The 21,832-nt window shown below is 72.7% G+C and carries 20 protein-coding genes; 7 read left to right on the top strand and 13 right to left on the bottom strand.

Features of this window, described 5'->3' with window-relative positions:
• Position 1 precedes the first annotated feature (1 nt).
• From ACZ5SK_RS03795 to ACZ5SK_RS03785, 3 genes are read right to left on the bottom strand one after another with little or no spacing between them, the layout of a single operon-like run.
• Positions 2-316: an L-rhamnose mutarotase gene (locus ACZ5SK_RS03795; protein ID WP_319674214.1), complete on the bottom strand. Its 315-nt coding sequence runs from the start codon at positions 314-316 to the stop codon at positions 2-4.
• Entirely contained in the window at positions 313-1,284 is a 972-nt protein-coding gene (locus ACZ5SK_RS03790; RefSeq protein WP_334582855.1) for an aldo/keto reductase, read from the bottom strand. The genes ACZ5SK_RS03795 and ACZ5SK_RS03790 overlap by 4 nt, the downstream gene beginning before the upstream one ends.
• Positions 1,281-2,039 carry an SDR family NAD(P)-dependent oxidoreductase gene (locus ACZ5SK_RS03785; RefSeq protein WP_334582856.1) on the bottom strand — a complete coding sequence of 253 codons (759 nt, stop codon included), beginning with the start codon at positions 2,037-2,039 and terminating at the stop codon, positions 1,281-1,283. The genes ACZ5SK_RS03790 and ACZ5SK_RS03785 overlap by 4 nt, the downstream gene beginning before the upstream one ends.
• A 261-nt stretch (positions 2,040-2,300) precedes the next feature.
• Here ACZ5SK_RS03785 and ACZ5SK_RS03780 point away from each other — a divergent pair, with 261 nt between their 5' ends.
• Positions 2,301-3,014 (top strand): FadR/GntR family transcriptional regulator, encoded by a 714-nt coding sequence (locus ACZ5SK_RS03780; protein ID WP_334582857.1) that lies wholly within the window; start codon positions 2,301-2,303, stop codon positions 3,012-3,014.
• Between the two features lie 625 nt (positions 3,015-3,639).
• On the top strand, positions 3,640-4,989 hold the full coding sequence (locus tag ACZ5SK_RS03775; RefSeq protein WP_468417544.1) for an amidase: 1,350 nt from the start codon (positions 3,640-3,642) through the stop codon (positions 4,987-4,989).
• A 94-nt stretch (positions 4,990-5,083) separates the two neighbouring features.
• On the opposite strand, the gene ACZ5SK_RS03770 is transcribed toward ACZ5SK_RS03775, so the two are convergent.
• Positions 5,084-5,257, bottom strand: a complete 174-nt coding sequence (locus ACZ5SK_RS03770) for a hypothetical protein (protein WP_107472678.1) — start codon at positions 5,255-5,257, stop codon at positions 5,084-5,086.
• A gap of 438 nt (positions 5,258-5,695) precedes the next feature.
• Between ACZ5SK_RS03770 and ACZ5SK_RS03765 the strand changes: the two genes are divergently transcribed.
• Positions 5,696-6,145, top strand: coding sequence for a hypothetical protein (locus ACZ5SK_RS03765; protein ID WP_334582859.1), 450 nt, complete (start codon positions 5,696-5,698; stop codon positions 6,143-6,145).
• 25 nt (positions 6,146-6,170) lie between these two features.
• A complete protein-coding gene (locus ACZ5SK_RS03760; RefSeq protein WP_334582860.1) occupies positions 6,171-6,929 on the top strand; it encodes an SDR family oxidoreductase in 759 nt (252 codons plus the stop codon).
• A 93-nt stretch (positions 6,930-7,022) separates the two neighbouring features.
• On the opposite strand, the gene ACZ5SK_RS03755 is transcribed toward ACZ5SK_RS03760, so the two are convergent.
• From ACZ5SK_RS03755 to ACZ5SK_RS03735, 5 genes are all read right to left on the bottom strand, one after another.
• Positions 7,023-8,531, bottom strand: a complete 1,509-nt coding sequence (locus tag ACZ5SK_RS03755) for an SDR family NAD(P)-dependent oxidoreductase (protein ID WP_334582861.1) — start codon at positions 8,529-8,531, stop codon at positions 7,023-7,025.
• A 102-nt stretch (positions 8,532-8,633) separates the two neighbouring features.
• Complete coding sequence (locus ACZ5SK_RS03750) at positions 8,634-9,992, bottom strand: wax ester/triacylglycerol synthase family O-acyltransferase (RefSeq protein ID WP_334582862.1); 1,359 nt, start codon at positions 9,990-9,992, stop codon at positions 8,634-8,636.
• A 103-nt stretch (positions 9,993-10,095) separates the two neighbouring features.
• Entirely contained in the window at positions 10,096-11,316 is a 1,221-nt protein-coding gene (glgC, locus tag ACZ5SK_RS03745; RefSeq protein ID WP_334582863.1) for a glucose-1-phosphate adenylyltransferase, read from the bottom strand.
• 52 nt (positions 11,317-11,368) lie between these two features.
• Positions 11,369-12,520, bottom strand: coding sequence for a glycogen synthase (glgA, locus tag ACZ5SK_RS03740; RefSeq protein WP_334582864.1), 1,152 nt, complete (start codon positions 12,518-12,520; stop codon positions 11,369-11,371).
• Positions 12,521-12,559: 39 nt separating this feature from the next.
• Positions 12,560-13,357, bottom strand: a complete 798-nt coding sequence (locus tag ACZ5SK_RS03735) for a (2Fe-2S)-binding protein (protein WP_334582865.1) — start codon at positions 13,355-13,357, stop codon at positions 12,560-12,562.
• Positions 13,358-13,566: 209 nt separating this feature from the next.
• Between ACZ5SK_RS03735 and ACZ5SK_RS03730 the strand changes: the two genes are divergently transcribed.
• Positions 13,567-14,784, top strand: coding sequence for a DMT family transporter (locus ACZ5SK_RS03730; protein ID WP_334582866.1), 1,218 nt, complete (start codon positions 13,567-13,569; stop codon positions 14,782-14,784).
• Here ACZ5SK_RS03730 and ACZ5SK_RS03725 read toward each other — a convergent pair.
• Complete coding sequence (locus ACZ5SK_RS03725; protein WP_334582867.1) at positions 14,774-16,024, bottom strand: transglycosylase family protein; 1,251 nt, start codon at positions 16,022-16,024, stop codon at positions 14,774-14,776. The genes ACZ5SK_RS03730 and ACZ5SK_RS03725 overlap by 11 nt on opposite strands.
• Positions 16,025-16,214: 190 nt before the next feature.
• Here ACZ5SK_RS03725 and gndA point away from each other — a divergent pair, with 190 nt between their 5' ends.
• Positions 16,215-17,654, top strand: coding sequence for an NADP-dependent phosphogluconate dehydrogenase (gene gndA / locus ACZ5SK_RS03720; RefSeq protein ID WP_468575271.1), 1,440 nt, complete (start codon positions 16,215-16,217; stop codon positions 17,652-17,654).
• Between the two features lie 440 nt (positions 17,655-18,094).
• On the opposite strand, the gene ACZ5SK_RS03715 is transcribed toward gndA, so the two are convergent.
• The 3 genes from ACZ5SK_RS03715 to ACZ5SK_RS03705 all read right to left on the bottom strand — a co-directional run bounded on the left by ACZ5SK_RS03715 (position 18,095) and on the right by ACZ5SK_RS03705 (position 20,093).
• Positions 18,095-18,442, bottom strand: coding sequence for a GNAT family N-acetyltransferase (locus tag ACZ5SK_RS03715; RefSeq protein ID WP_334582869.1), 348 nt, complete (start codon positions 18,440-18,442; stop codon positions 18,095-18,097).
• 38 nt (positions 18,443-18,480) lie between these two features.
• Positions 18,481-18,900: an aspartate 1-decarboxylase gene (panD, locus tag ACZ5SK_RS03710; RefSeq protein WP_334582870.1), complete on the bottom strand. Its 420-nt coding sequence runs from the start codon at positions 18,898-18,900 to the stop codon at positions 18,481-18,483.
• 155 nt (positions 18,901-19,055) lie between these two features.
• A complete protein-coding gene (locus tag ACZ5SK_RS03705) occupies positions 19,056-20,093 on the bottom strand; it encodes an amidohydrolase family protein (protein ID WP_334582871.1) in 1,038 nt (345 codons plus the stop codon).
• 148 nt (positions 20,094-20,241) lie between these two features.
• Between ACZ5SK_RS03705 and ACZ5SK_RS03700 the strand changes: the two genes are divergently transcribed.
• Entirely contained in the window at positions 20,242-21,816 is a 1,575-nt protein-coding gene (locus tag ACZ5SK_RS03700) for a bifunctional 3-(3-hydroxy-phenyl)propionate/3-hydroxycinnamic acid hydroxylase (RefSeq protein WP_334582872.1), read from the top strand.
• Positions 21,817-21,832: the final 16 nt, after the last annotated feature.

The raw sequence follows: 21,832 nt of genomic DNA, 5'->3' as shown, positions 1-21,832 counted from the left end.
GTCATGGCAGCTCCCAGACGACCGGCAGGCCCGCGCCGGCTCCCTCGTCGGAGTAGTCGTGCACCACGTCGAGCAGCTCGGCCATCCGCGCCTGCCACACCATGTTGACCGGCAGCTTCTCCAGCTCGGCGAGGAGGCGTGCGTAGTCCTCGCACTCCAGGACATGGAACAGATCGGTGCCGCTGCGCCAGATCGTCCAGGAGGTGGCGCCGGCCGCGCGGATGGCGTCCGTGAGTTCCTTCGGCACCTCCCGGTGCGCGGCCTCGTACTCGGCGATCCGGTCGGCGCGGACCTTGGTGTGCAGGGCGATCCTCATGACGACTCCTGTGAGGGCAGCAGACCGGTGTCCCGCAGCTCGTCCCAGAGGGCGGCCGGGACGGGGGCGGCGAACTGCTCGGCGCAGTCCTCGGCCTCGGCCGGCGAGCGGGCGCCGACCAGGACGCTCGCGACCGCCGGATGGGCGGCGCAGAAGGCCAGGGCGGCGGCGCGCAGGGTGACGCCGTGCCGGTCGGCGACCGCCTTCATGCGCAGGGCCGTCTCCAGCAACTCGGCCGGCGCCTGCGCGTAGTTGTACGTCGCTCCGGGCCTCGGATCGGCCAGCAGGCCCGAGTTGAAGGCACCGCCGATGACCACCGACACGCCCCGTTCAACGGCCGCGGGCAGCAGTTCGGCGCGGGCGCGCTGGTCGAGCAGGGTGTAGCGGCCCGCGCAGAGCACCACGTCCACGTCGGTCTCGCGGACGAACCGGGTGAGCATCTCGGCCTGGTTCATCCCGGCGCCGATCGCGCCCACCACCCCCTCCGAGCGCAGCTTCTCCAGGGCGGGATAGCCCTCGCGGAAAGCCTGTTCGGCGTGGTCGTCGGGATCGTGCAGATACACGACGTCGACGCGGTCGAGACCGAGCCGTTCGAGGGATGCCTCCAGGGAGCGGCGTACGCCGTCGGCGCTGAAGTCCCACACCCGCCGATGGGTGGCGGGCACCGCGAAGCCGTTGGCCAGGTCGTCGCCGGCCGGCGGGTCCACGGGTTCCAGACGGCGGCCGACCTTCGTGGAGACCGTGTACTGCGCCCGCGGGAAGTCCCGCAGGGCGGCGCCGAGGCGCCGCTCCGACAGGCCCAGCCCGTAGTGCGGCGCGGTGTCGAAGTAGCGCACGCCCCGCCGCCAGGCGGCGGTCACGGTGTCGTACGCCTGCTCGTCACTGACCTCGGAGAAGAGGTTGGCGAGGGGCGCGGCGCCGAGGCCGAGAGGGGTGACCTGCACGCCGCTGCGGCCGAGGCCAATCATCGGGGGTCCGCCGGGCGCAGCCGCAGGCCCTGCATGCCGCCGTCGACGGCGAGGGCGGTGCCGGTGGTGGCGCCGGACAGGGGGCTCGCCAAGTAGGCGATGGCGCCCGCGACTTCGGCCGCGCTGACCAGGCGGCCGGTGGGCTGGCGGGCCTCCAGGGCGGCGCGCTCGGCGGCCGGGTCGTCGGCCGCGTCGAGCAGTCGGCCGATCCACGGGGTGTCCGCGGTGCCGGGGTTGACGCAGTTGACGCGGATGCCCTCACGTACGTGGTCGGCGGCCATGGCGAGGGTGAGCGAGTACACGGCGCCCTTGGCCGCGCTGTACAGGGCCCGCTGCGGCAGGCCCGCGGTGGCGGCGATGGAGCAGGTGTTGACGATCACCGCGTGCGCGGAGCGCCTCAGGTGCGGCAGGGCGGCGCGGGCCGTGCGGACCATGCCGATGACGTTGACGTCGAGGACGCGGTGCCATTCGGCGTCGTCGTTGTCCTCCACGGTGCCCTGGGCGCCGATGCCCGCGTTGTTGACCAGGACGTCCAGTCCGCCGAGGTCGCTGACGGCGGCCGCGACCGCCTCCCGCACCGAGGCGTCGTCGCCGACGTCGGCCCGGTAGCCGAGCAGCGGCTTCTCCACGTCCGACAGGTCCAGGTCGAGGACGGCGACCCGGGCGCCGCGCTCGGCCAGGAGCTGTGCGGTCGCCCGGCCGATGCCGGAGCCGCCCCCCGTCACCAGGGCCGTCAGCCCTTCGAAGTCGCTCACGCCGCCTTCTCCTTCCGGCTCTTGAGGCAGGCGGTCCAGCAGTCGCCGCCGGGATACACGTACCGCTGCCGCCCGACCGGTCTGGCGTCGGACTGGTCCTGGGGCTGTCGGTCTGGCGGACGCTCCAACGGTTGTCGCATATTTATCAGACCACTTCGCCTCTACAACACCCTCCGAGTGGAGATTCGACGCATTATTGCCTCTAGTGGTCCGACCACCTCCCTGGCTGGACTGCGGCGCATCAGCGACAGGAGAGGCCCCGTGGAAGACACCCCGTCCAGCGCGCATGCCCCCAGGGGCACGGTGACACAGCGCGCCATCGAGCGCATCAAGGCGATGATCGCCGACGGTCTGCTGGAGCCGGGTCAGCGGCTGCCCACCGAGCGGGACCTCGCGGCGCAGCTGGGCATCTCCCGCAGTTCGATGCGTGAGGCGATCCGCGCGCTCACGGTCCTGGGCGTGCTGGAGGCCCGGCACGGTTCGGGCATCTACGTCACCGCGTTGAAGGCCGGTGATCTGCTGGAGACGTTCGGGGTGGTGGCCGACCTCTCGCGGGGCCCGCGTCTGGTCGAGTTGCTCCAGGTGCGCCGGATCCTGGAGTCGACGGCGACGGCACTGGCCGCCGCCCGCATCACCCCGGAGGAACTGGCCGTCGTGGCGGGGCACTTGGCGGCGATGAACGCCACGGACGACCCGGAGGAGATCCTCGCCCACGATCTCGCCTTCCACCGTGCGATCGCGACGGCCGCCGGCAACGAGACGATGGCGGCGATCCTGGACGGCCTGTCCTCGCGCACGTTCCGGGCCCGGGTCTGGCGCGGCTACCAGGAGGAGGGGGCGTTCGCCCGTACGCGCCGCGAGCACGCGGCGATCCACCGCGCCCTGGCCGCCCGCGACCCGGAGGCCGCGCGGGCGGCGGCGGCCGCGCATGTGGGCGAGGTGGAGGAGTGGCTGAGAGCCCAGATGAGCCTGTGACCGGCCCTCACGCACCCGGCCCCGTCACGTGCCCGGCCGCCACGTGCCCGGAACCCGCGTGCCCGGAACTGGCATGCCCGGAACCGCGTGCCCAGGACCTGCGGGACCGGGACCCACGGGACCGGGACCTGCGGGACCGGGACCTGCGGGACCGGAACCCACGGGACCGGAACCCCGCGAGACCGGGACCCCGCGAGACCGGGACCTGCGGGACCGGAACCCCGCGAGACCGGGACCCACGGGACCGGGACCTGCGGGACCGGAACCTGCGGGACCGGGACCTGCGGGACCGGGACCTGCGGGACCGGGACCCACGGGACCGGGACCTGCGGGACCGGGACCTGCGGGACCGGGACCCACGGGACCGGGACCTGCGGGACCGGAACCCACGGGACCGGAACCCACGGGACCGGAACCCACGGGACCGGAACCCACGGGACCGGGACCCACGGGACCGGGACCTGCGGGACCGGAACCCACGGGACCGGGACCTGCGGGACCGGAACCCACGGGACCGGGACCTGCCGGACGTGCGGTCGCCCCTCGACTCGGCGCTCCGGGGCGGGCACAGTTCTCCCTACGCGACGTACTCGCGAGTAGCGCACGCACACCGAGGGAGCTGCCTGTGACCAGCTGGGCCGGCCGGACCGCCGTCGAGATCGCCGCCGCCGTGCGGGAGAATCAGGTCACCCCGCGTGAGGTGGTGGCGGAGCATCTCGCGCGGATCGAGCGGCTGGACGGCCGGATCGGTGCGTTCCGTGCGGTGCGGGCGCAGGCGGCGCTCGCCGAGGCGGACGAGGTGGCCGCCCGCGGCGACCTGGACGCTCTGCCGCTGGCCGGGGTTCCGGTGGCGGTCAAGGACAACCTGGCCGTGCGGGGCGAGTCCACCCGCGTCGGCTCGGCCGCGACGCCGGACACCCCGGCCGGCGCCGACCATGTCACCGTGGCCCGGCTGCGGGCGGCCGGTGCGGTGGTGGTGGGTCTGACGAACGTGCCGGAGCTGTGTGTCTTCGGCACCACGGAGGGCGTCCACGGCACCGCCCGCAACCCGTGGGACACCTCGCGCACGGCCGGCGGCTCGTCCGGCGGCAGCGCTGCCGCGGTCGCCGCCGGGATGGTGCCGATCGCGTTGGGCAACGACGGCATGGGGTCCCTGCGCATACCGGCGGCCAACTGCGGCCTGGTGACCATCAAGCCGGGCCGCGGCGTCGTCCCGGCCGGGATCGGGGACGGCGACTGGTTCGGGATGTCGGAGAACGGCCCGTTGGCGACGACGGTCGGGGACGCTCGGCTGATGCTGTCGGTCCTGGCCGGCACCGACGCCGACGCCGTCCGGGCCGAGGAACCCGGGGCGCTGAAGATCGCCGTCTCGGTGCGCAGCCCGCTGGCCGGGGTCGCGGTGAGCGGGCCGTACTCGGGCGCGGCGCGGGAGGCGGCCGGGGTGCTGGTGCGGGCGGGACATCATGTGGAGCGGGCCGAGCCGCCGTACCCGCTGTCGCTGAGCATGACCTCGCTCGCGCACTGGACGGCGGGCACGGCGGTGGACGCCGCACCGCTCGACCCGCGCCTGCTGACCCGGCGCACCCGGGTGCACGCGGCCCTCGGCCGGCGCTTCATGAACGGGGTGCGCGACGGCTCGGCGCGGGAGGAACTGCGCCGCCGTCTGGAGCCGTTCTTCGCGGAGTACGACGTGCTGCTCACACCGGCGCTCGCGCGACGGTCGCCGAAGGCGGCGGCGTGGCACGAGCGGGGCTGGCTGCGCAACGTCCTGGTGAACACGAACTACTCGCCGCTGACCCCGCCGTGGAACCTGACCGGCTGGCCCGCGATGGCGGTGCCCTTGGGCACGCTGCCGTCGGGCGCTCCCGCGGCCGTGCAACTGGTGGGCCGGCCGGGGTCGGAGGGCGAACTGCTGCGGGTGGCGGAGCAGTTGGAGAACCTGCGTCCGTGGCGGCGGACGGCGCCGCTCGACTGAGCGAGGGGACGGCGACGCGAGGCGGCCGGGAGAGCAGGGGGCTCGGCATGGGCGTGCCGGGTGCACGCCCATGCGGTGAGCGATCGCGAGCGGGTCAGTCCACGCTGGGCAGGATGTGGGGCTCGGCGAGGTCGTCCTCGTAGCCTGCCAGGCGGATCGGGGCGGAGCGGGCCCACACGTCGAGGCTGCCGATCTCGCCGGGCCTGCGGCCGGCCCGCTCCGGGCGTTCCTTGGGGCGTTGCTCGCGATTCGTCTTCTCCGGTGTCACCGCGCACTCCTTATGTGTCGGGTCACCCTCGGGGCGTGCCGACCAGTCTGCGGTCCGGCACCTGACGCTCCCTCGGGTCTGGCTCAAGTCGGTCAAGGACGCGGTGGCGCCGGCAACTCCTGTGGAGAGCAGGCCGTTGTGAAGCGGCTTGTCCCATGACGGACTGTGGGTGTGGGTGGCACTCCGTTTTGTCGTCCGTCCGCTACAGAGTAACCAAATGAGCGGGGGTCCGCTCGATAGGGCTGAAGATTTGAGGTAACCATGGGAAGCCACTCTCATGCTCTCCGTAGGAGAATTGAACACTTTTACCCCGTTTCGCGCCTTTTAAATTTGCCCGTTCGGGCTACGGCAGTGCCGTTCAAGTCCCGTTCGTCCGATCGCAAGCCGGCCATGATCTGCTGGCGTCCGGCAACGGCTGTCTCGCGGAAGGACAGACGCATGGAGCTGCGCAGCGTCGAGGAGCTGATGGACCTGCTGTACGCCTGCCGGGGCGTACGTGACACGCCGGGCCGCGGTGGGCCCGGCGTCGACCTGCACGATCACGCGCTGCAGACGGCCGCTCTGCTGCGCCGAAGCCGCCCCGCCGACAAGGAGCTCCAGCTCACCGGGCTGGTCCACCCCATCGGCCACCTCCTGTGTCCCACCGACCCCGCCGGCCGCTCGGAGCGCGCCGCCGACGCCGTACGCCCGCTGCTCGGCCCTCGTGTCTCCCGCCTCGTCGGCCTGCACCCCTGGCTCGGCACACCCGCCGACGACGACCTGCTCAGCCTGCGCCAGGCCGCCGAGGACGGCCGGGTCGCCGGGTTCGACGCGGGTGTGCTGGAGGATTGGCGCACGGTCCTGGAACTGGTGGCGGCCCGCACCTCACGTCTCGGGGCTGTCGACTGACGGCCCACCGTGAGACCGTACGCCGATGACGTCGTCGCATGCGTTACGAGACAGGGCCGCAGTCGTCACGGGCGCCACGCGGGGCATCGGCCTGGCGGTGGCACGGGCGCTGGCGGAGGCCGGGGCACGGGTGTGCGTCAGCTCGCGGAACGCGGACGAGGTGCGGCGGACCGCCGCGGAGCTGGGCGGGGTGGGCCTGGCCGGCAGCGTCGGGGACCCCGGTCACCCCGAGGAGCTGACGGACCTGTGTCTGCGCGAGTTCGGCCGGCTGGACGTCCTGGTCAACAACGCGGCGACGAACCAGCCCTTCGGCCCGCTCATGGACGCCGACCCGGCGCTGTGGCGAGAGGCCTTCGCGGTGAACGTCGAGGCGCCCCTGCGGCTCACGCAGTGCGCGTGGCACGGCTGGATGCGCGAGCACGGCGGTGTGGTCATCACCATCTGCACGGAGGGCGCGACCCATGTGGGCCCCGGTGTGGGCGCCTACGGCACGAGCAAGGCGGCCCTCCTCCACCTCACCCGGCAACTCGCGGGCGAGCTGGGCCCCGGGGTGCGGGTGAACTCCGTCTCCCCCGGTTTGGTACGGACAGAGATGGCCCGCTTCATGTGGGAGCCGAGGGAGGAAGAGATAGCGGCGGGATTGCCCCTGGGCAGGATCGGCGAGCCCGAGGAGGTGGCGGGAGCGGTGGTATGGCTGGCGTCGGACGAGGCGAACTGGATCACGGGCACGGACCTGGTGGTGGACGGCGGCACGAGAGTACGAGCGGCACGCACCGCAACCTGAGGGGGCGCGGGGGCCGCGTCGATCAGCGGCTGCCGCGGGGCGCGACCGGCCCCCACGCACGCGCACCCGACCACCGGCGTACACCGCTTCCGGTTACCACTTGCCGGGCACGTAGTCCTTCAGGAAGACCCCGTACACGTCCTCCCCCGCCTCACCCCGCACGACCGGGTCGTACACCCGAGCCGCCCCGTCCACCAGGTCGAGCGGCGCGTGGAACCCCTCCTCGGCAAGCCGCAGCTTGTCGTAGTGGGGCCGCTCGTCGGTGATCCACCCGGTGTCGACGGAGGTCATGAGGATGCCGTCGGCCTGGAACATCTCCTGCGCGCTGGTCCGCGTGACCATGTTCATCGCGGCCTTGGCGGCATTCGTGTTGGGGTGCCCCGCGCCCTTGTACCCGCGGCCGAAGACCCCCTCCATCGCCGAGACGTTCACGACGTACGCGCGCCCGCTCGTCGCCGCACGGGCAGCCGCGGCCATGGCCGGCCGCAGCTTGCTGATCAGGATGAACGGCGCCGTGTAGTTGCACAGCTGGGTCTCGAGGAGCTCCACCGGGGAGATCTGCTCGATGGTCTGCACCCAGGTGTTGGTGTCGACGACGTCGGGGACCAGGCCGCCCGCGTCGATGGCGGTGCCGTCGAGGTGCCGGGCGACGCTGGCGTTGCCCGCGACCAGGGCGAGGTCGGCGACCTGCTGTGCGTCGAGGCCGCTGATGCCGACGGGCAACGCGGCCAGGCCGTCGACCGCGCCGGAGCCGAAGGCGCCGATGACGTGGTGGGCGGGGAGCTCACCGGCGGGCAGCGGGGCGCTCTCGCCCTCGACCAGGGCGGCGTAGGCGGACGGCAGCCGGCGTACGGTCTGGGTCGCGTTGTTGACGAGGATGTCGAGCGGGCCCGCCTCGGCGACCTGGTCGGCGAGGGCCACGGCCTGCGCCGGGTCGCGCAGGTCGATGCCGACGACCTCCAGGCGGTGCATCCAGTCCGCCGAGTCGTCCATGGCCTTGAAGCGGCGGATGGCGTCCTTGGGGAAGCGCGTGGTGATCGTCGTGTGCGCGCCGTCGCGCAGCAGCCGCAGCGCGATGTACATGCCGATCTTGGCGCGGCCGCCGGTGAGCAGGGCGCGCTTGCCGGTGAGGTCGGCGCGGGCGTCGCGCTTGGCGCGGTTCAGGTCGGCGCAGTCCGGACAGAGCTGGTGGTAGAAGTAGTCGACCTCGACGTACCGGGTCTTGCAGGTGTAGCAGGAGCGCGGGCGCTGGAGTATCCCGGCGACCCGGCCCTCCTCGGTGATCGACGACGGGAGGATGCCCTCGGTCTCGTCGTCGATGCGCTGGGCGGAGCCGGTCGCCGTGGCCTCCGTGACCGCCTTGTCGTGGGCGGTCTTGGCGGCCCGGCGCTCCTGGCGGCGGCGCTGCTTCACCGTGCGGTAGATGCCGGCGGTGGCACGGCGCACGGCGATCGCGTCGGGGTGGTCGACGTCCAGCTTGTCGAGCTCCTCCAGCACGGAGAGGCAGAGGGCGAGCCGCTCCGGGTCGATGCCGGGCCCGTACACGACCTCGTCCACGACCTCCTCCGTGACCGCCGTCGAGCCGTCCTCTGTCACCGTCATCGCGCTGCCGCTTCCCTGATCACCCGTGCGGCGCTCCGACCGCGCCCGCCTCGAACGGGGAATTTTACGGAGCGCCGGGCCCCTCCTCCAAACCCGTTCCCGTCAAGAGCCGCAGGCCGTGATGAGCGTCTCCACCTCGGCGGTCAGCGCGCGGGCGAACCGGTCGAGATCGGGGACGGCCTCGGCGTCGGCGACGAGCCCGTAGTGGACGCGGCCGCGGTAGGTCGAGACGGCGACCGCCAGGGCCTGGCCGCGGGCGAGCGGGGCGTACGGGAAGACCTCGGTCACCGGGTTCCCGCCGAGCTTCAGGCCGAGGCTGGGCAGGGGGACGCTGGTGACGAGGATGTCGAACCAGAGCCGGGCGGCCTGGCCGGCCAGCGGGCCGCCGAGGCGGTGACCGAGGGCCGGGACGTGGTCGGCGAGCAGGGCGACGGCGCCGGCGCCCCGGCCGGGTCCCGCCTCCTTGTTGCGGTCCATGGCGGCGCGGACCGTGCCGAGGCGGCGCAGCGGGTCCGGGTCGTCGACAGGAAGCCGTATCAGGTACCCGGAGAGCCGGTTGCCCTGCGGGTGGGCGGTGCGCGGGCGGCGCTTGGAGACGGGGATGAGGGCGCGGGGGACGACGCCCTCGCTGCCGTCGCCGCGTTCGTCGAGCCAGCGGCGCAGCGCTCCGGCGACGACCGCGATCAGCACGTCGTTGACGGTGCCGCCCTCGGTCTTGCGGATCCGGTGCACGTCGTCGAGGTCGATGACGACGCCGGCGGTGCGGCGGGTGCCGGTGGGCCGGGCGGTGAGGGCGGGCGTGGGGCGCATGCCCAGGGTGTGCACGGCGACGGCGGCGCCGATGTCGAGGGCGCGGCCCACGTCGGAGACGGCCCCGCGCAGCAGACCGGGCAGCCTGCGCACGTCGGGGAGGCGCCCGCGCGGCGGCTCGGCGGGTCGCGGCCGGGGCGCGGGCAGGTCCATGGGGTCCAGGACGGCCGCGGCCAGCGTCAGGGCGCGCAGGCCGTCGGCGAGGGCGTGGTGGAACTTGAAGAGCACGGCGAAGGAGACGCCGTCCGCGCCCGGCAGCACGTGTGCCTCCCAGGGCGGGCGGCCGCGCTGCAGGGGCCGCTGCATGAGCCGGCCGGCCTCGGTCTGGAAGTCGGCGGTGGGGGCGTGCAGGGTGACGTGGTGGACGGGGTCGAAGTCGGGGTCCGGCTCCCGGGTCGCGCCGCCGAAGGCGAGCGCGCCGCGCAGGTCGAGGGGCCGGCCGGCGCCGAAGGGCCGCCACAGGTCCCGGATCCGCATGCGCAGCCCGGGGACGGCGGCCGCGCGGGCGGCGAGCAGGTCGGCCGCGTGGGCTCCCGCGGCGGGTGAGTGCGCCGCGAAGACGCCGAGCGCCCCCAGGTGCATGGGGTGCTCGGCCGACTCGAGGTTCCAGAACGCCAGGTCGAGGGGTGCCAGCAGATCATCAGCAGTCAAGGACTTGCCTCGCAACGACGAAGGGTGAGGCAAGTAGTCAAGCGCGCCCGGGCGATTACGGTCAAGTACGATCAGACTACGTACAGTTAACAAGCCGTTAAGTTCAGGACACTCGCTGGCCCTTTCCCAGGGCGATCACGCCGTTCTTGGACATCGTGTACAGCTCCGTGTCCCGCTCCGGGTTCACGCCGATGGTCGCACCCGGAGGGACCTCGACGTTCTTGTCCAGGACCGCCCCGCGCACCACCGCACCCCGCCCGATGTGGACGTTGTCGTGCAGGATCGAGCCCTGCACGACCGCTCCCGGGTCGACCACGACGCCCGGCGACAGCACCGACCGGGTCACCTGCCCGCGGATCAGACAGCCCGCACTGATGATCGACTCGCTGGCCATGCCGCCCGCGGCGAACCGGGCCGGGGAGAGCTGACCCGAGTGGGTGTAGATCGGCCAGCTGCGGTTGTACAGGTTGAACGCGGGACGCTCGGCGATCAGGTCCATATGGGCGTCGTAGTACGCGTCGAGGGTGCCGACGTCCCGCCAGTAGCCCTGGTCGCGGCTGGTCTCGCCGGGGATGTGGTTGCCGCTGAAGTCGTACAGCTGGGCCTCGCCGCGCTCGGTGAGCTGCGGCAGGATCGAGCCGCCCATGTCGTGCACGGAGTCCTCGTCCTCGGCGTCCCGCTGAAGGGCCTCGATGAGGGCCTTGGTGGTGAAGAGGTAGTTGCCCATCGAGGCGAACACGGTGTCCGGGTCGTCGGCGAGGCCGGGCGGGTCGGCGGGCTTCTCCAGGAACCGCTCGACCGTCAGGCCGTCCGAGCCCGGGGTGATCACCCCGAAGGAGGAGGACTCGCTGCGCGGGACCCGTATCCCGGCGACCGTGACGCCCGCCCCGCTCTCGATGTGCTGGGTGAGCATCTGGCGCGGGTCCATCCGGTACACATGGTCGGCGCCGAACACGGCCACGTACTCGGGCCGTTCGTCGTAGACCAGGTTCAGCGACTGCAGGATGGCGTCGGCGCTGCCCAGGTACCAGCGCTTGCCGAGCCGCTGCTGGGCCGGGACCGGGGTGACGTAGTTGCCGAGCAGGCTCGACATCCGCCAGGTGGTGGTGATGTGCCGGTCCAGCGAGTGCGACTTGTACTGCGTGAGCACGCAGATGCGCAGGACGTCGGCGTTGACGAGGTTGGACAGGACGAAGTCCACGAGCCGGTACGTGCCGCCGAACGTGACTGCCGGTTTGGCGCGGTCCGCGGTCAAAGGCATGAGGCGTTTGCCCTCACCGCCCGCAAGCACGATCCCGAGTACCGAAGGCCCACCACGACGCATGGCCGCTCCCCTCACCCTGGTTGATCCATGACCTTCCCCCGTGGAGGGCGCGCTACGCCTGTTTGAGGATCTCCTCGTACAGGCGGACCGTACGCCGGGCGACGGCGTCCCAGCCGAACTCCCCCAGCGCGCGTGCCCGCCCGGCCTCTCCCATGCGACGCCCGGCCGCCGGATCGCCGAGGATCGCGTCCAGCGCCCTCGCGAGACCCGCCTCGAATCCCTCGTCCACGGTGACGAGCGTCCCGGTCACCCCGTCCTCGACGACCTCCGGGATTCCGCCGACCCGGGAGGCCACGACCGGGGTGCCGCAGGCCATCGCCTCCAGGTTGACGATGCCGAGGGGCTCGTACACCGAGGGGCAGACGAACACGGCCGCGTGCGTGAGAAGTTGGATCACCTCGGGGCGCGGCAGCATCTTCGGGATCCAGTGCACCCCGCCCCGGGCCCGGCTCAGCTCCGCGAAGAGATCACGGAACTCCTGGTCTATCTCCGGGGTGTCGGGCGCTCCCGCACACAGCACGACCTGCGCCTCCGGATCGATGTCCCGTACGGCGCGCAACAGATGGGGCACGCCCTTCTGCCGGGTGATGCGGCCGACGAACAGCACATACGGGCGGTCCGGGTCGAGGCCGATCCGGGTGAGGGCGTCGGTGCCGTGGTCGGGACGGTAGAGACCGGTGTCGATGCCGTTGTGCACGACGTGGACCCGGTCCGGGGCCAGCGTCGGATAGCAGGCCAGGATGTCCTCGCGCATCGCGGCGGAGACGGCGATCACCGCGTCGGCGGCCTCCACCGCGCTCCGCTCGGCCCAGCTCGACAGGGCGTAGCCGCCGCCGAGTTGCTCGGCCTTCCAGGGCCGCAGGGGCTCCAGCGAGTGCGCGGTCACCACGTGCGGGACGCCGTACAGCTGCTTGGCGAGGTGACCGCCGAGGTTGGCGTACCAGGTGTGGGAGTGGACGAGTTCGCGGCCTTCGAGGGCGGCCGCCATGGCGAGGTCCACGGAAAACGTGCGCAGCGCGTCGTTGGCTCCGTCGAGCGCGGACCAGGGACGGTGGCGCAGCACGCCGTCCGTGCGGCCCTCGCCCCAGCAGTGCACGTCGAGGTCGACCAGCCGCCGCAACTCGCGGGCGAGGAACTCGACATGGACGCCCGCTCCGCCGTACACGTCCGGGGGATACTCCCGGGTCAGCAGTCCCACTCGCACCCGGAAACCCCCAGTCTCAGCGGTCGGCTCCCTTCATGGTCACCCAGACGGGGCGCGTGGGGAAGAGCGCGGGGGTCGTGTGAAGCAACAGTCACCGCACAGACCCCCGCCGGGCACCCGGTAGTACAGGCAGCAGCTGTGGCGGCGGAACGCGGTGCCCGTCAGTGTGCCGGTGCCGGCGAGGAGGGGGTGCGTGAACAGCTCGGCGGTGAGGGCACGCGCGCGTGCCGCGACGTCGGGGCGGCCGTGCCCCCGGGCCCACTGGTCGAGCTGCCGGGCGGTTCCGGCCAGCGCCGATCCGGCATTGCCCCGCAACAGGCCCGCCGCCACCGATCGGCGGGCGCGCAGGGCCGCGGAGAGGGGTTCGAGGTGGCCGACGAGGACAGTCGCGGCGACGGTCGCCGCGTCCCCGGGCAGGGACCGCATCTCCGTCAGCCACAGGTCGTCCGGCGCGCCGGCGTCCGGGTCCCAGCGCAGCAGCCCCGGGGCCAGGTCGGGGACGCGTCCGTAGAGGACGGCGCAGCCCAGGGCCACCGACCACAGCCGGGCCGCCAGGCCCTGCTGCGCCACGGAGGCGGCGATCCGGTCCTCCGGGGAGCGCAGGGCCCGGGAGACCTTTCGGACCCGGAAGGCCAGCGGATCTCCGGAGACGTGAAGATCTCCGTACCCGTCCGAGGCGGCGCGATCGGGGGTTTGCGCATAGGCCTGTGCGAGGGTCGGCAGCGCTCCGGGTAGCTCTCCTGGGTCGCCTCGTAGCGTGCGCAGGACGAAGAAGCCGCCGAGCGGGCGGAGCGCGGCGAGTTCGGGGTCGAGGTCCACGAAGTGCAGTAGTACCAAGGCGAGTAGGGGTGGTGATCAGGGGGATCCCTGGTACGTCACCCGCCTGAGGGAGGACGGCGGGCCCGTCGTACTCCATCGGTAGTAGGACCCATTGGGTGCTCAGGGACGACGACGGGAACAGATCGAGAAGGCATCGTGTTGGTTATGAGAGCCGACCGTTCGCCGCGCCGGGCCCTGCGCCCCCGCCTCACGCAGAGGAGCAGCTCATGAGCGCCCTCGCGTTGTCCGTCGTCCTGTCGCTCGTCTCCGCTGTCGCGTACGCGGGCGGGGCGATCGTGCAGGAGCGGGTCGCGGTGTCCTCGCCCGACGAGGAGTACGCCCCGCTGCGCCGGCCGAGCTGGTGGGCCGCGGTCGCGATGAACGGTCTCGGTGGACTCCTCCATGTGGTGGCCCTCGCCTACGGTCCCCTCAGCCTGGTCCAGCCGCTCGGCGCGCTGACCATCGTGTTCGCGCTGCCCATGGCCGCGCTGTTCGTCGGCCGCAAGGCCGGGGCGACGGCCTGGCGCGGCGCGATCATGGCGACGGTCGGTCTCGCCGGTCTGCTGTCCCTGGTCGGGGCGGCCGACGCGCAGACGCTGAGCACCACGCAGCGGGTGACGGTGGCCATGGTCACCGCCGCCGCGGTGGTGACCCTGATGGTCGCCGCGCGGGCCGCGCATCGGCACGCGGCGGTGCGCAGCATGCTGCTGGCGACCGCGTCGGGCATCGCGTTCGGCATGTCGTCGGTGTTCACCAAGACCGTCGCCGTCGACTGGAGCGGCGGCGTCACGGCGGCCGACATCCCCTCCCTGGCCGTGATCGGCGTCCTGGCCACGGCCGGCATGCTGCTCTCGCAGGCCTCCTACCGGGGCGCGGGCCTCGCGGCCCCGCTGGCCACGCTCACGGTCATCAACCCGGTGGTGGCGGCCGCGGTCGGCATCACGATGTTCGGCGAGACCTTCCGCTACGGCAGCACGGGCACCGCGCTCGCCCTGAGCTGCGGTGTGGTGGCGGCGGGCGGACTGATCCTGCTCACGACGGAGCGCCTGCAGGGAGCCCAGCAGGAGACGGCGCAGGCGGCAGCGCGGGCGCAGGCGGAGGCAACTGTGCAGGCGGAGGCGGCTCCGGCCCGTATTCCCGCCCCGCGGGCCCAGGCCGACGCCGCCCCCGCGTCGGCCCCGGCGGCGGACGAGGCGCTCGGCGGGATCTCGATCCCCGAGCAGATCGAGCTCCCCGCGCAGATCGAGATTCCGGAACAGCCGGTCGCGCCACTGCTGGAGGACGTGCGGGAGGACCGGCGGGTACCGGCCCCGGCCTCGCCCGGCGAGGAGGACCTCTCGGACCCCGACGACGCCGAACGACCGTGGTACTACGCCCCGGTCTACGGAGGGCTGCTCGTCCCGATGCCGGCCGTCGACCGGCATCGGGTGCGCGTCAAATCCTGACGCCGCCTGCACGCAGGTAGGCGACCGGGTCGACGTCCGACCCGAAACCGGGCCCCGTCCGCACCTCGAAGTGCAGATGCGGGCCCGAGCTGTTGCCGGTGGAGCCCGACCGGCCGATGCGCTGGCCGCCGCCGACCGACTGCCCCTCGCGCACGGAGATCGCCGACAGGTGGGCGTACTGCGTGTAGCGGCCGTCGGCGTGCCGGATGACCACCTGGTAGCCGAAGGAACCGCCCCAGCCCGCGCTCACCACGCTCCCCGCCTCGACCGCCTTCACGGACGTGCCGGTGGGCACGGGGAAGTCGACGCCCGTGTGGTAGCCCTTCGACCAGGAGGAGCCGGTCGCGTGGTACGGCGTCCCGGTGGCGGCGCTGACGGGCGCGACGAGGGAATGGCCGGTCGTCGCCTTGTCGTCGTCCCTGGTCCTGGTGCTCTTGGCCGGCTTGCTCCCCTTGCCGCTCGGGGCTTTGCGGCCCGGGGCCTTGGTGCTCGGGGCATGGCGGCTCGGGGCCTTGCCCGCGGCGGCCGCGCGCTCGCTCAGACTGAGCCGCTGGCCAGGCAGGATCAGGTCCGGGTCGCCGCCTATGGTCGTCCGGTTGGCCGCGTACAGCCCTTGCCAGCCGCCCTTGACCTCCTCGGTCTCGGCGATGCCGGAGAGGGTGTCGCCGCGGACGACGGTGTACATCTCGGCGGTACCGGCCCGCGACTGGGGCGTGCTCTGGGGCCGCACGTCGTCGAGGGACGTCTTCGAGCCCTTGGCGGAAGCCATGGAGGACGTGGAGGCCTTGGAGGACGTGGACGGCTTCGTGCCGTGGGCCGTCTTCCCCGACGAGCCGTTCGGGTGGACGTCGGGGGCGTCGCCGCCCCTGCTCAGTCCGGCCTTGACCGAGCACAGCGGCCAGGCGCCCGGCCCCTGCCCGTCCAGGACCTTCTCCGCCACCGCGATCTGCTGGTCCCTGGTGGCCAGATCCGCACGGGGCGCATACCGCGTGCCGCCGTACGCCTCCCAGGTGGACTGGGTGAACTGCAGCCCGCCGTAGAAGCCGTTGCCGTTGTTGATGTTCCAGTCGTTGGTCGACTCGCACGCGGCGACCTTGTTCCAGGTGTCCACGTCGGCCGCCTGGGCGACTCCGGTGCCGATGAGCGGTATCGCCATGCCGGCGCCGCCCGCCGTGACAGTGAGTGAGGCGCGGTTGATCCTGTTCGGCTGATACCGGCGGTGCCGGCCGCGTACGGCCATGGAGGTCCCCCTCGACGAGCGTCAGGAGGGGCAAAAATAAGGGCCGCGAACTGGCCATGACAAGGCGACAACCGGCCGCTCCGACGCGCCCGGAAGCTCGGGGCACCCCACCGGGAATCCCGTCGGGAAACCCGTCAAGATGGTCCCCAGGACGATACTGACGGGCACACCCCCCGGAGGAGCCAACCGTATGAGCACGACAGCGCAGATCGGTGTCACGGGACTGGCGGTCATGGGCCGCAATCTCGCCCGCAACTTCGCACGCAACGGCTACACGGTCGCGTTGCACAACCGCACGGTGGCGCGGACGCACGCCCTGGTCGAGGAGTTCGGCCACGAGGGCGAGTTCGTCGCCGCCGAGACCGCCAAGGAGTTCGTGGCGGCCCTGGAGCGGCCCCGCCGCCTGGTCATCATGGTGAAGGCCGGCGAGCCGACCGACGCGGTGATCCGGGAGTTCGCCCCGCTGCTCGAACCCGGCGACATGATCATCGACGGCGGCAACGCGCACTTCGCCGACACCCGCCGCCGCGAGCGCGAACTGCGCGAGCAGGGCATCCACTTCGTCGGCACGGGCATCTCCGGCGGCGAGGAGGGCGCGCTGCACGGCCCGAGCATCATGCCGGGCGGCTCCCCGGAGTCGTACGAGTCGCTGGGCCCGATGCTGGAGAAGATCTCCGCGAAGGCGGCGGACGGAACGCCCTGTGTCACCCATGTCGGCCCGGACGGCGCCGGTCACTTCGTGAAGATGGTCCACAACGGCATCGAGTACGCCGACATGCAACTGATCGGCGAGGCCTACCAGTTGCTGCGCGACGTCGCCGGGTACCAGCCCGCGCAGATCGCGGACATCTTCCGCACCTGGAACACGGGCCGCCTCGACTCCTACCTGATCAAGATCACCGCCGAGGTGCTGTCCCACGTGGACGCGGCGACCGGCAGGCCCTTCGTGGACGTGGTGGTCGACCAGGCCGAGCAGAAGGGCACCGGCCGCTGGACCGTCCAGATCGCCCTCGACCTGGGCGTGCCGGTGTCCGGCATCGCGGAGGCCGTCTTCGCCCGGTCGCTGTCGGGGCACGCGGCGCTGCGCGAGGCCTCGCGCGACCTGGCAGGGCCCAAGGCGTCGACGCTGGGCGAGGCGGAGGCGCAGGCCTTCGCCGACCGGGTGGAACAGGCCCTGTACGCCTCGAAGATCGTGTCGTACACGCAGGGCTTCCACGAGATCGCCGCGGGCAGCGAGGAGTACGACTGGGACATCGACCTCGGCGCCGTCTCCGCGATCTGGCGCGGCGGCTGCATCATCCGCGCGGCCTTCCTCGACCGGATCCGCGCCGCCTACGACGCCCGGGCGGACCTGCCGAGCCTGCTGTCGGACGAGACGTTCGCCTCGGAGATCGCGGCGGCGCAGGAACCCTGGCGTGAGGTGCTGGTGGCCGCGACGCTCCAGGGCGTGCCCACGCCCGGGTTCGCGGCGGCGCTCGCCTACTACGACGCGCTGCGCGCGGAGCGGTTGCCCGCGGCGCTGACGCAGGGGCAGCGGGACTTCTTCGGCGCGCACACGTACCGGAGGGTGGACCAGGAGGGCGCGTTCCACACCCTGTGGGGCGGCGACAGGTCGGAGGTGACGGCCTGACGGCACCCTGACCGTCACCGTCCCCCTGCCGGGGCCATCCCGAGATTCGCCCACTCCCGCGCGCTGACCGGGGCCGATCCCGTCCCGCTCAGGTGAGCGGCGGCCCCGGCTCCGGGCTCGGGACCGGCTCTGGGCCCGGCGGGACCGGGGACGGGGACGGCTCCGGGGGCGGGCCCGGCTGCGGGGTCGGCGTGGGCGACGGGGGCTGCGGTGACGGCGGGGGCTGCGGGGTCGGCACCGGGCTCGGGTACGGGTCCGGTGGGCCGGGGACGGGTCCGGGCGGGACCGGGTCGGGCTGCGGGTTCGTCATGGTGTCCTCCGGGCAGTCGAGAAGCTCGGCTCTGGACTACTCCTCCGCGTACCCGGCTCCGCCCCGGACACTCACCCGGCTGAGCCCACCCGGCCACCACGACCCGGCCTGCCGGGGTGGTCCTGGTCGGTCAGAACCGCCCGGGGTGCGCACGCAGCCAGTCCTTGGCGGCGCTCAGCAGCTCGGGGTCGGCCACCGGAGCCTCCTCGGGATGGCGGGCCGCCCACTTCACGACGTACGGGCAGAGCGGGGCGACGGGGACACCCTCGCGCGCGGAGACGGCGTACAGCTCGCGCGCCAGCGAGCCCGCGATGCCCTTGCCCTCGTGGGCCGGCTCGACGATGGTGTGCACCGGCACCAGGGCGGGTGCGGGCGACTCCAGCACGAAGTACTCGATGCGGCCCACGACTTCACCGCCGTCATCCAGGGCCTCGAGGCGGCCCGCCGCCCGGTCGTCGCGGATCTCGATGTCGCTCATGGGCACTCCCGGTGCGATGCGTGCGCTGCCTGCTTCGGTCAGACCGACGCGGCCTGCGGGCTGCGCTCCTGGTCGGAGCCCGGTACCGGCTCCGAGGCATCGGCCCCGAGGGCCACGATCCGGTTGTCACGGTCCACATGCACGACCCGTGGCTTCAGAGCCCGCGCCTCGGCGTCGGTCACCTGAGCGTAACTGATGATGATCACCAGATCGCCGGGGTGTACGAGATGGGCGGCGGCCCCGTTGATCCCGACGACACCCGAGCCACGCTCCCCCTCGATGACGTACGTCTCGAGCCGTGCCCCGTTGGTGATGTCGACGATGTGAACGAGCTCGCCCGGCAGCAGATCAGCGGCGTCCAGCAGCTCGGCGTCGATGGTCACCGATCCCACGTAGTGCAGGTCGGCCTGGGTGACGGTGGCACGGTGGATCTTGGACTTGTGCATGGTGCGCAGCATTCAGCACTCCTAGAAGACGGCTCCCTGCCTGCTTTGTGCAGGTCAAGGGCGGTCTTCACTCTATACAGGCAGATCGCGGGTCACGTCCAGCAGGATGGTACGACCATGCCGGCGCCGACGCCGACGAGACGTAGCGCCCCCGTTGCGGGCGCCGTTCAATCGGTGCCGGGCTGGACGAGCTTGAACAAGAGGCTGGCGGCGGCTTGGCGGGCGGCCCGGCGCAGACCTGTTCTGGGAGCCGGGGCGGGCGTCGCGCCCAGGCGGGGGAAGAGGGCTTCGGCGTTGGCGTGGTTGACGGCCGTCAGGACCGGTGGGGCGACGCCGGTGTCGAGGCCGGTGGCGAAGTACTGGGCGGCGGGTGCGGGCGCGAACGGCCAGTCACTGCCGAAGAGGATGCGCCCGGGACGGGCGAAGGCGAGCAGGGTGGGCAGGGCGGCGGGGCTGGCGGAGAGAGCCGTGTCGAAGTAGAAGGTGCGGAAGTCGTCCAGGATGTCCAGCGGGCTGCGGCCGGTGTCGGCGGCGAGGGTGACGGCCAAGCGGTGGGAGGCGTACGGCAGGAAGCCGCCGGCGTGGCTGAGGACGAACCGGATGTCCGGGTGGCGGCGCACAACGCCGCCTCGTACGAGCAGGTAGGCGGCCCGGGTCGTGTCCAGGAGGAAGTCCGCGGCGAACGACGGGACACCGTCGACGGCCGGTGTCCCCGGGAGGTCGGCCGGGTGGACGAACACGACGGCGCTCCGGTCGTTCAGGGTCCGCCACAGTGTGTCCTGGCCGTCCGCGCCGAGATAGGCGCCCTGATGGTTGGCGAGCAGGGTGACGCCGTCGGCGCCCAGTTCGTCCAGCGCACGCTCGGCCTCGGCGGTGGAGGCGGCCGTATGGGGCATCGGCAGGGTGGCGAACCAGCCGAAACGGCCGGGGTGTTCGGCCGGGAGCAGCGCCGCGAAGTCGTTGAGCCGACGGGCCAGGCCCGCGGCCTCGGCCGGGTCCGGGAGGAAACCGGCGCCGGGGGTCGAGACGGACACGACGGCTGTGGCGGTGCCCAGCAGATCCATCAGTTCCAGCGCCGCCTCGGGACTCCAGTCGGGCAGTGCTCGGCCGCCCGCCCCGGTGATGCCCGCCTTGGCGAGCGCGTCGCGGTAGAAGGGCGGGAGGAGATGCTGGTGGACGTCGATACGGCGGGCAGAGCAGGTCATGGTGCGGCCTCCGGTGCGGGGATCAGGTCGAGGGCGGTGTCGGCGATGCGGCCGACAGGCAAATGCTGTTCTCCTGCCGGGACTTGGTAGGCACGAAGAGACCTCTTAAGCTGAAAAACCACCATAAGGAAGTCAGTAAGGTGGGCTGGTGAGGGAGACGAGCGCCGGGAACGGCGCCTATGACGTGGCAGTGATCGGATACGGCCCCACAGGTGTGAGCGCCGCGAACCTGCTGGGTGCGATGGGCCTGAGAGTCGTCGTGCTGGAGCGCGACGCCGAGGTGTACTCCCGGGCGCGGGCGATCTCCACCGATGAGGAGGTCCTGCGGGTCTGGCAGCGTGTGGGCCTGGCCGAACGACTGAAGCGGGACATGCTGACCGACCGGCCGGTGGACTTCGTCGACGCGCGTGGCCGGTCCTTCATCCGTGCCCGTCCCACCCCGCGCGGGCACGGTCATCCCCCGCAGATGTTCGTCTACCAGCCCGCGCTGGAGGAGGTGCTGCGCGAGGGAGTGGCGCGGTATCCGAACGTCGAGGTGCGGCTGGGGCACGAGTGTGTGGGGCTGCGGCAGGGCAGCGGGGGCGTCGGGCTGACCGCCACCGCCGGTGATGCCGTACACCGGCTGCGGGCCGCCTACGTCATCGCGGCCGACGGCGGCTCCAGCCCCACGCGGGCGCGGCTCGACGTGGGGTACGAGGGCCGGACGTACGAGGACCGCTGGGTGGTCGTCGACACCGAGATGCTCCGGCCCTGGCCGGGCCACGACCGGCTGCGCTTCCGCTGCGACCCGGCCCGCCCGGCGGTCGACTGCCCGACCCCGCTCGGCCACCACCGCTGGGAGTTCCCCGTCCTGCCGGGCGACGACGAGTCGTATCTCACCACTGACGAGGCCGTACTCGCTCTGGTGACGCGGTACGGCATCGCCCCGGACAGCATCCGGATCCTGCGGTCCACGGTCTACAGCCATCACGTCCGTTTCGCCGCCCGCTTCCGGGCGGGCCGGGTCTTTCTCGCCGGTGACGCCGCCCACGCCATGCCGCCGTGGATCGGACAGGGCATGGCGGCCGGGGTGCGCGACGTGGCCAACCTGTGCTGGAAGCTGGCGGCCGTGCTGCGCGGTGAGCTGCCCGAGACCGTCCTCGACAGCTACGAGGCCGAGCGCAAACCGCATGTCAAAGAGGTCACCAGACGAGCGGTGTTCGTGGGACGGATCATCACCGAACGGCGGCCTGCCCTCACCCGGCTGCGGGACACCGTGCTTCCGGTCCTCAACCGCGTGCCGGGCTTCGCCCAGTGGCTTCAGGACTCCCACTGGATCCCGGTCGCCCACTACTCCGCCGGGTTCCAGGCCCGGCCGCGCACCCGGGCGTCCGGCCGCCAGATCCCCCAGCCCCAGGTCACCGCACCCGACGGGACACGCGTACGGCTGGACGACGCGCTCGGCGGCCGCTGGGTGCTGCTGCACGCGCGTACCGCCACCCCTCAGCCCCTGTGGAAGGTGCCGTCGCTCACCGTCACACCCGCCGGATCCAGCCCCGCGCGGGGCACCCTCGTCGACGACGACGGCGTTCTGCTGCCCTGGCTCGCCGGGCACCGCTCTGCCACCCTCGCGCTGCGCCCCGACGCCTACGTCTATGCCGCCGCCCGCCAGGGCGCATCGCTCCCACCGCCCCCGCCCGGGTTCGTCCCGGCGCCGCACCCGACCGCCACGAGCGGCGGATGAGAACCGGGGCGCGCTA

Source organism: Streptomyces sp. NPDC031474 (assembly GCF_055581185.1).
The sequence above is the reverse complement of the archived record's forward strand: the minus strand, read 5'-3'. Positions and strand labels throughout refer to the sequence as shown.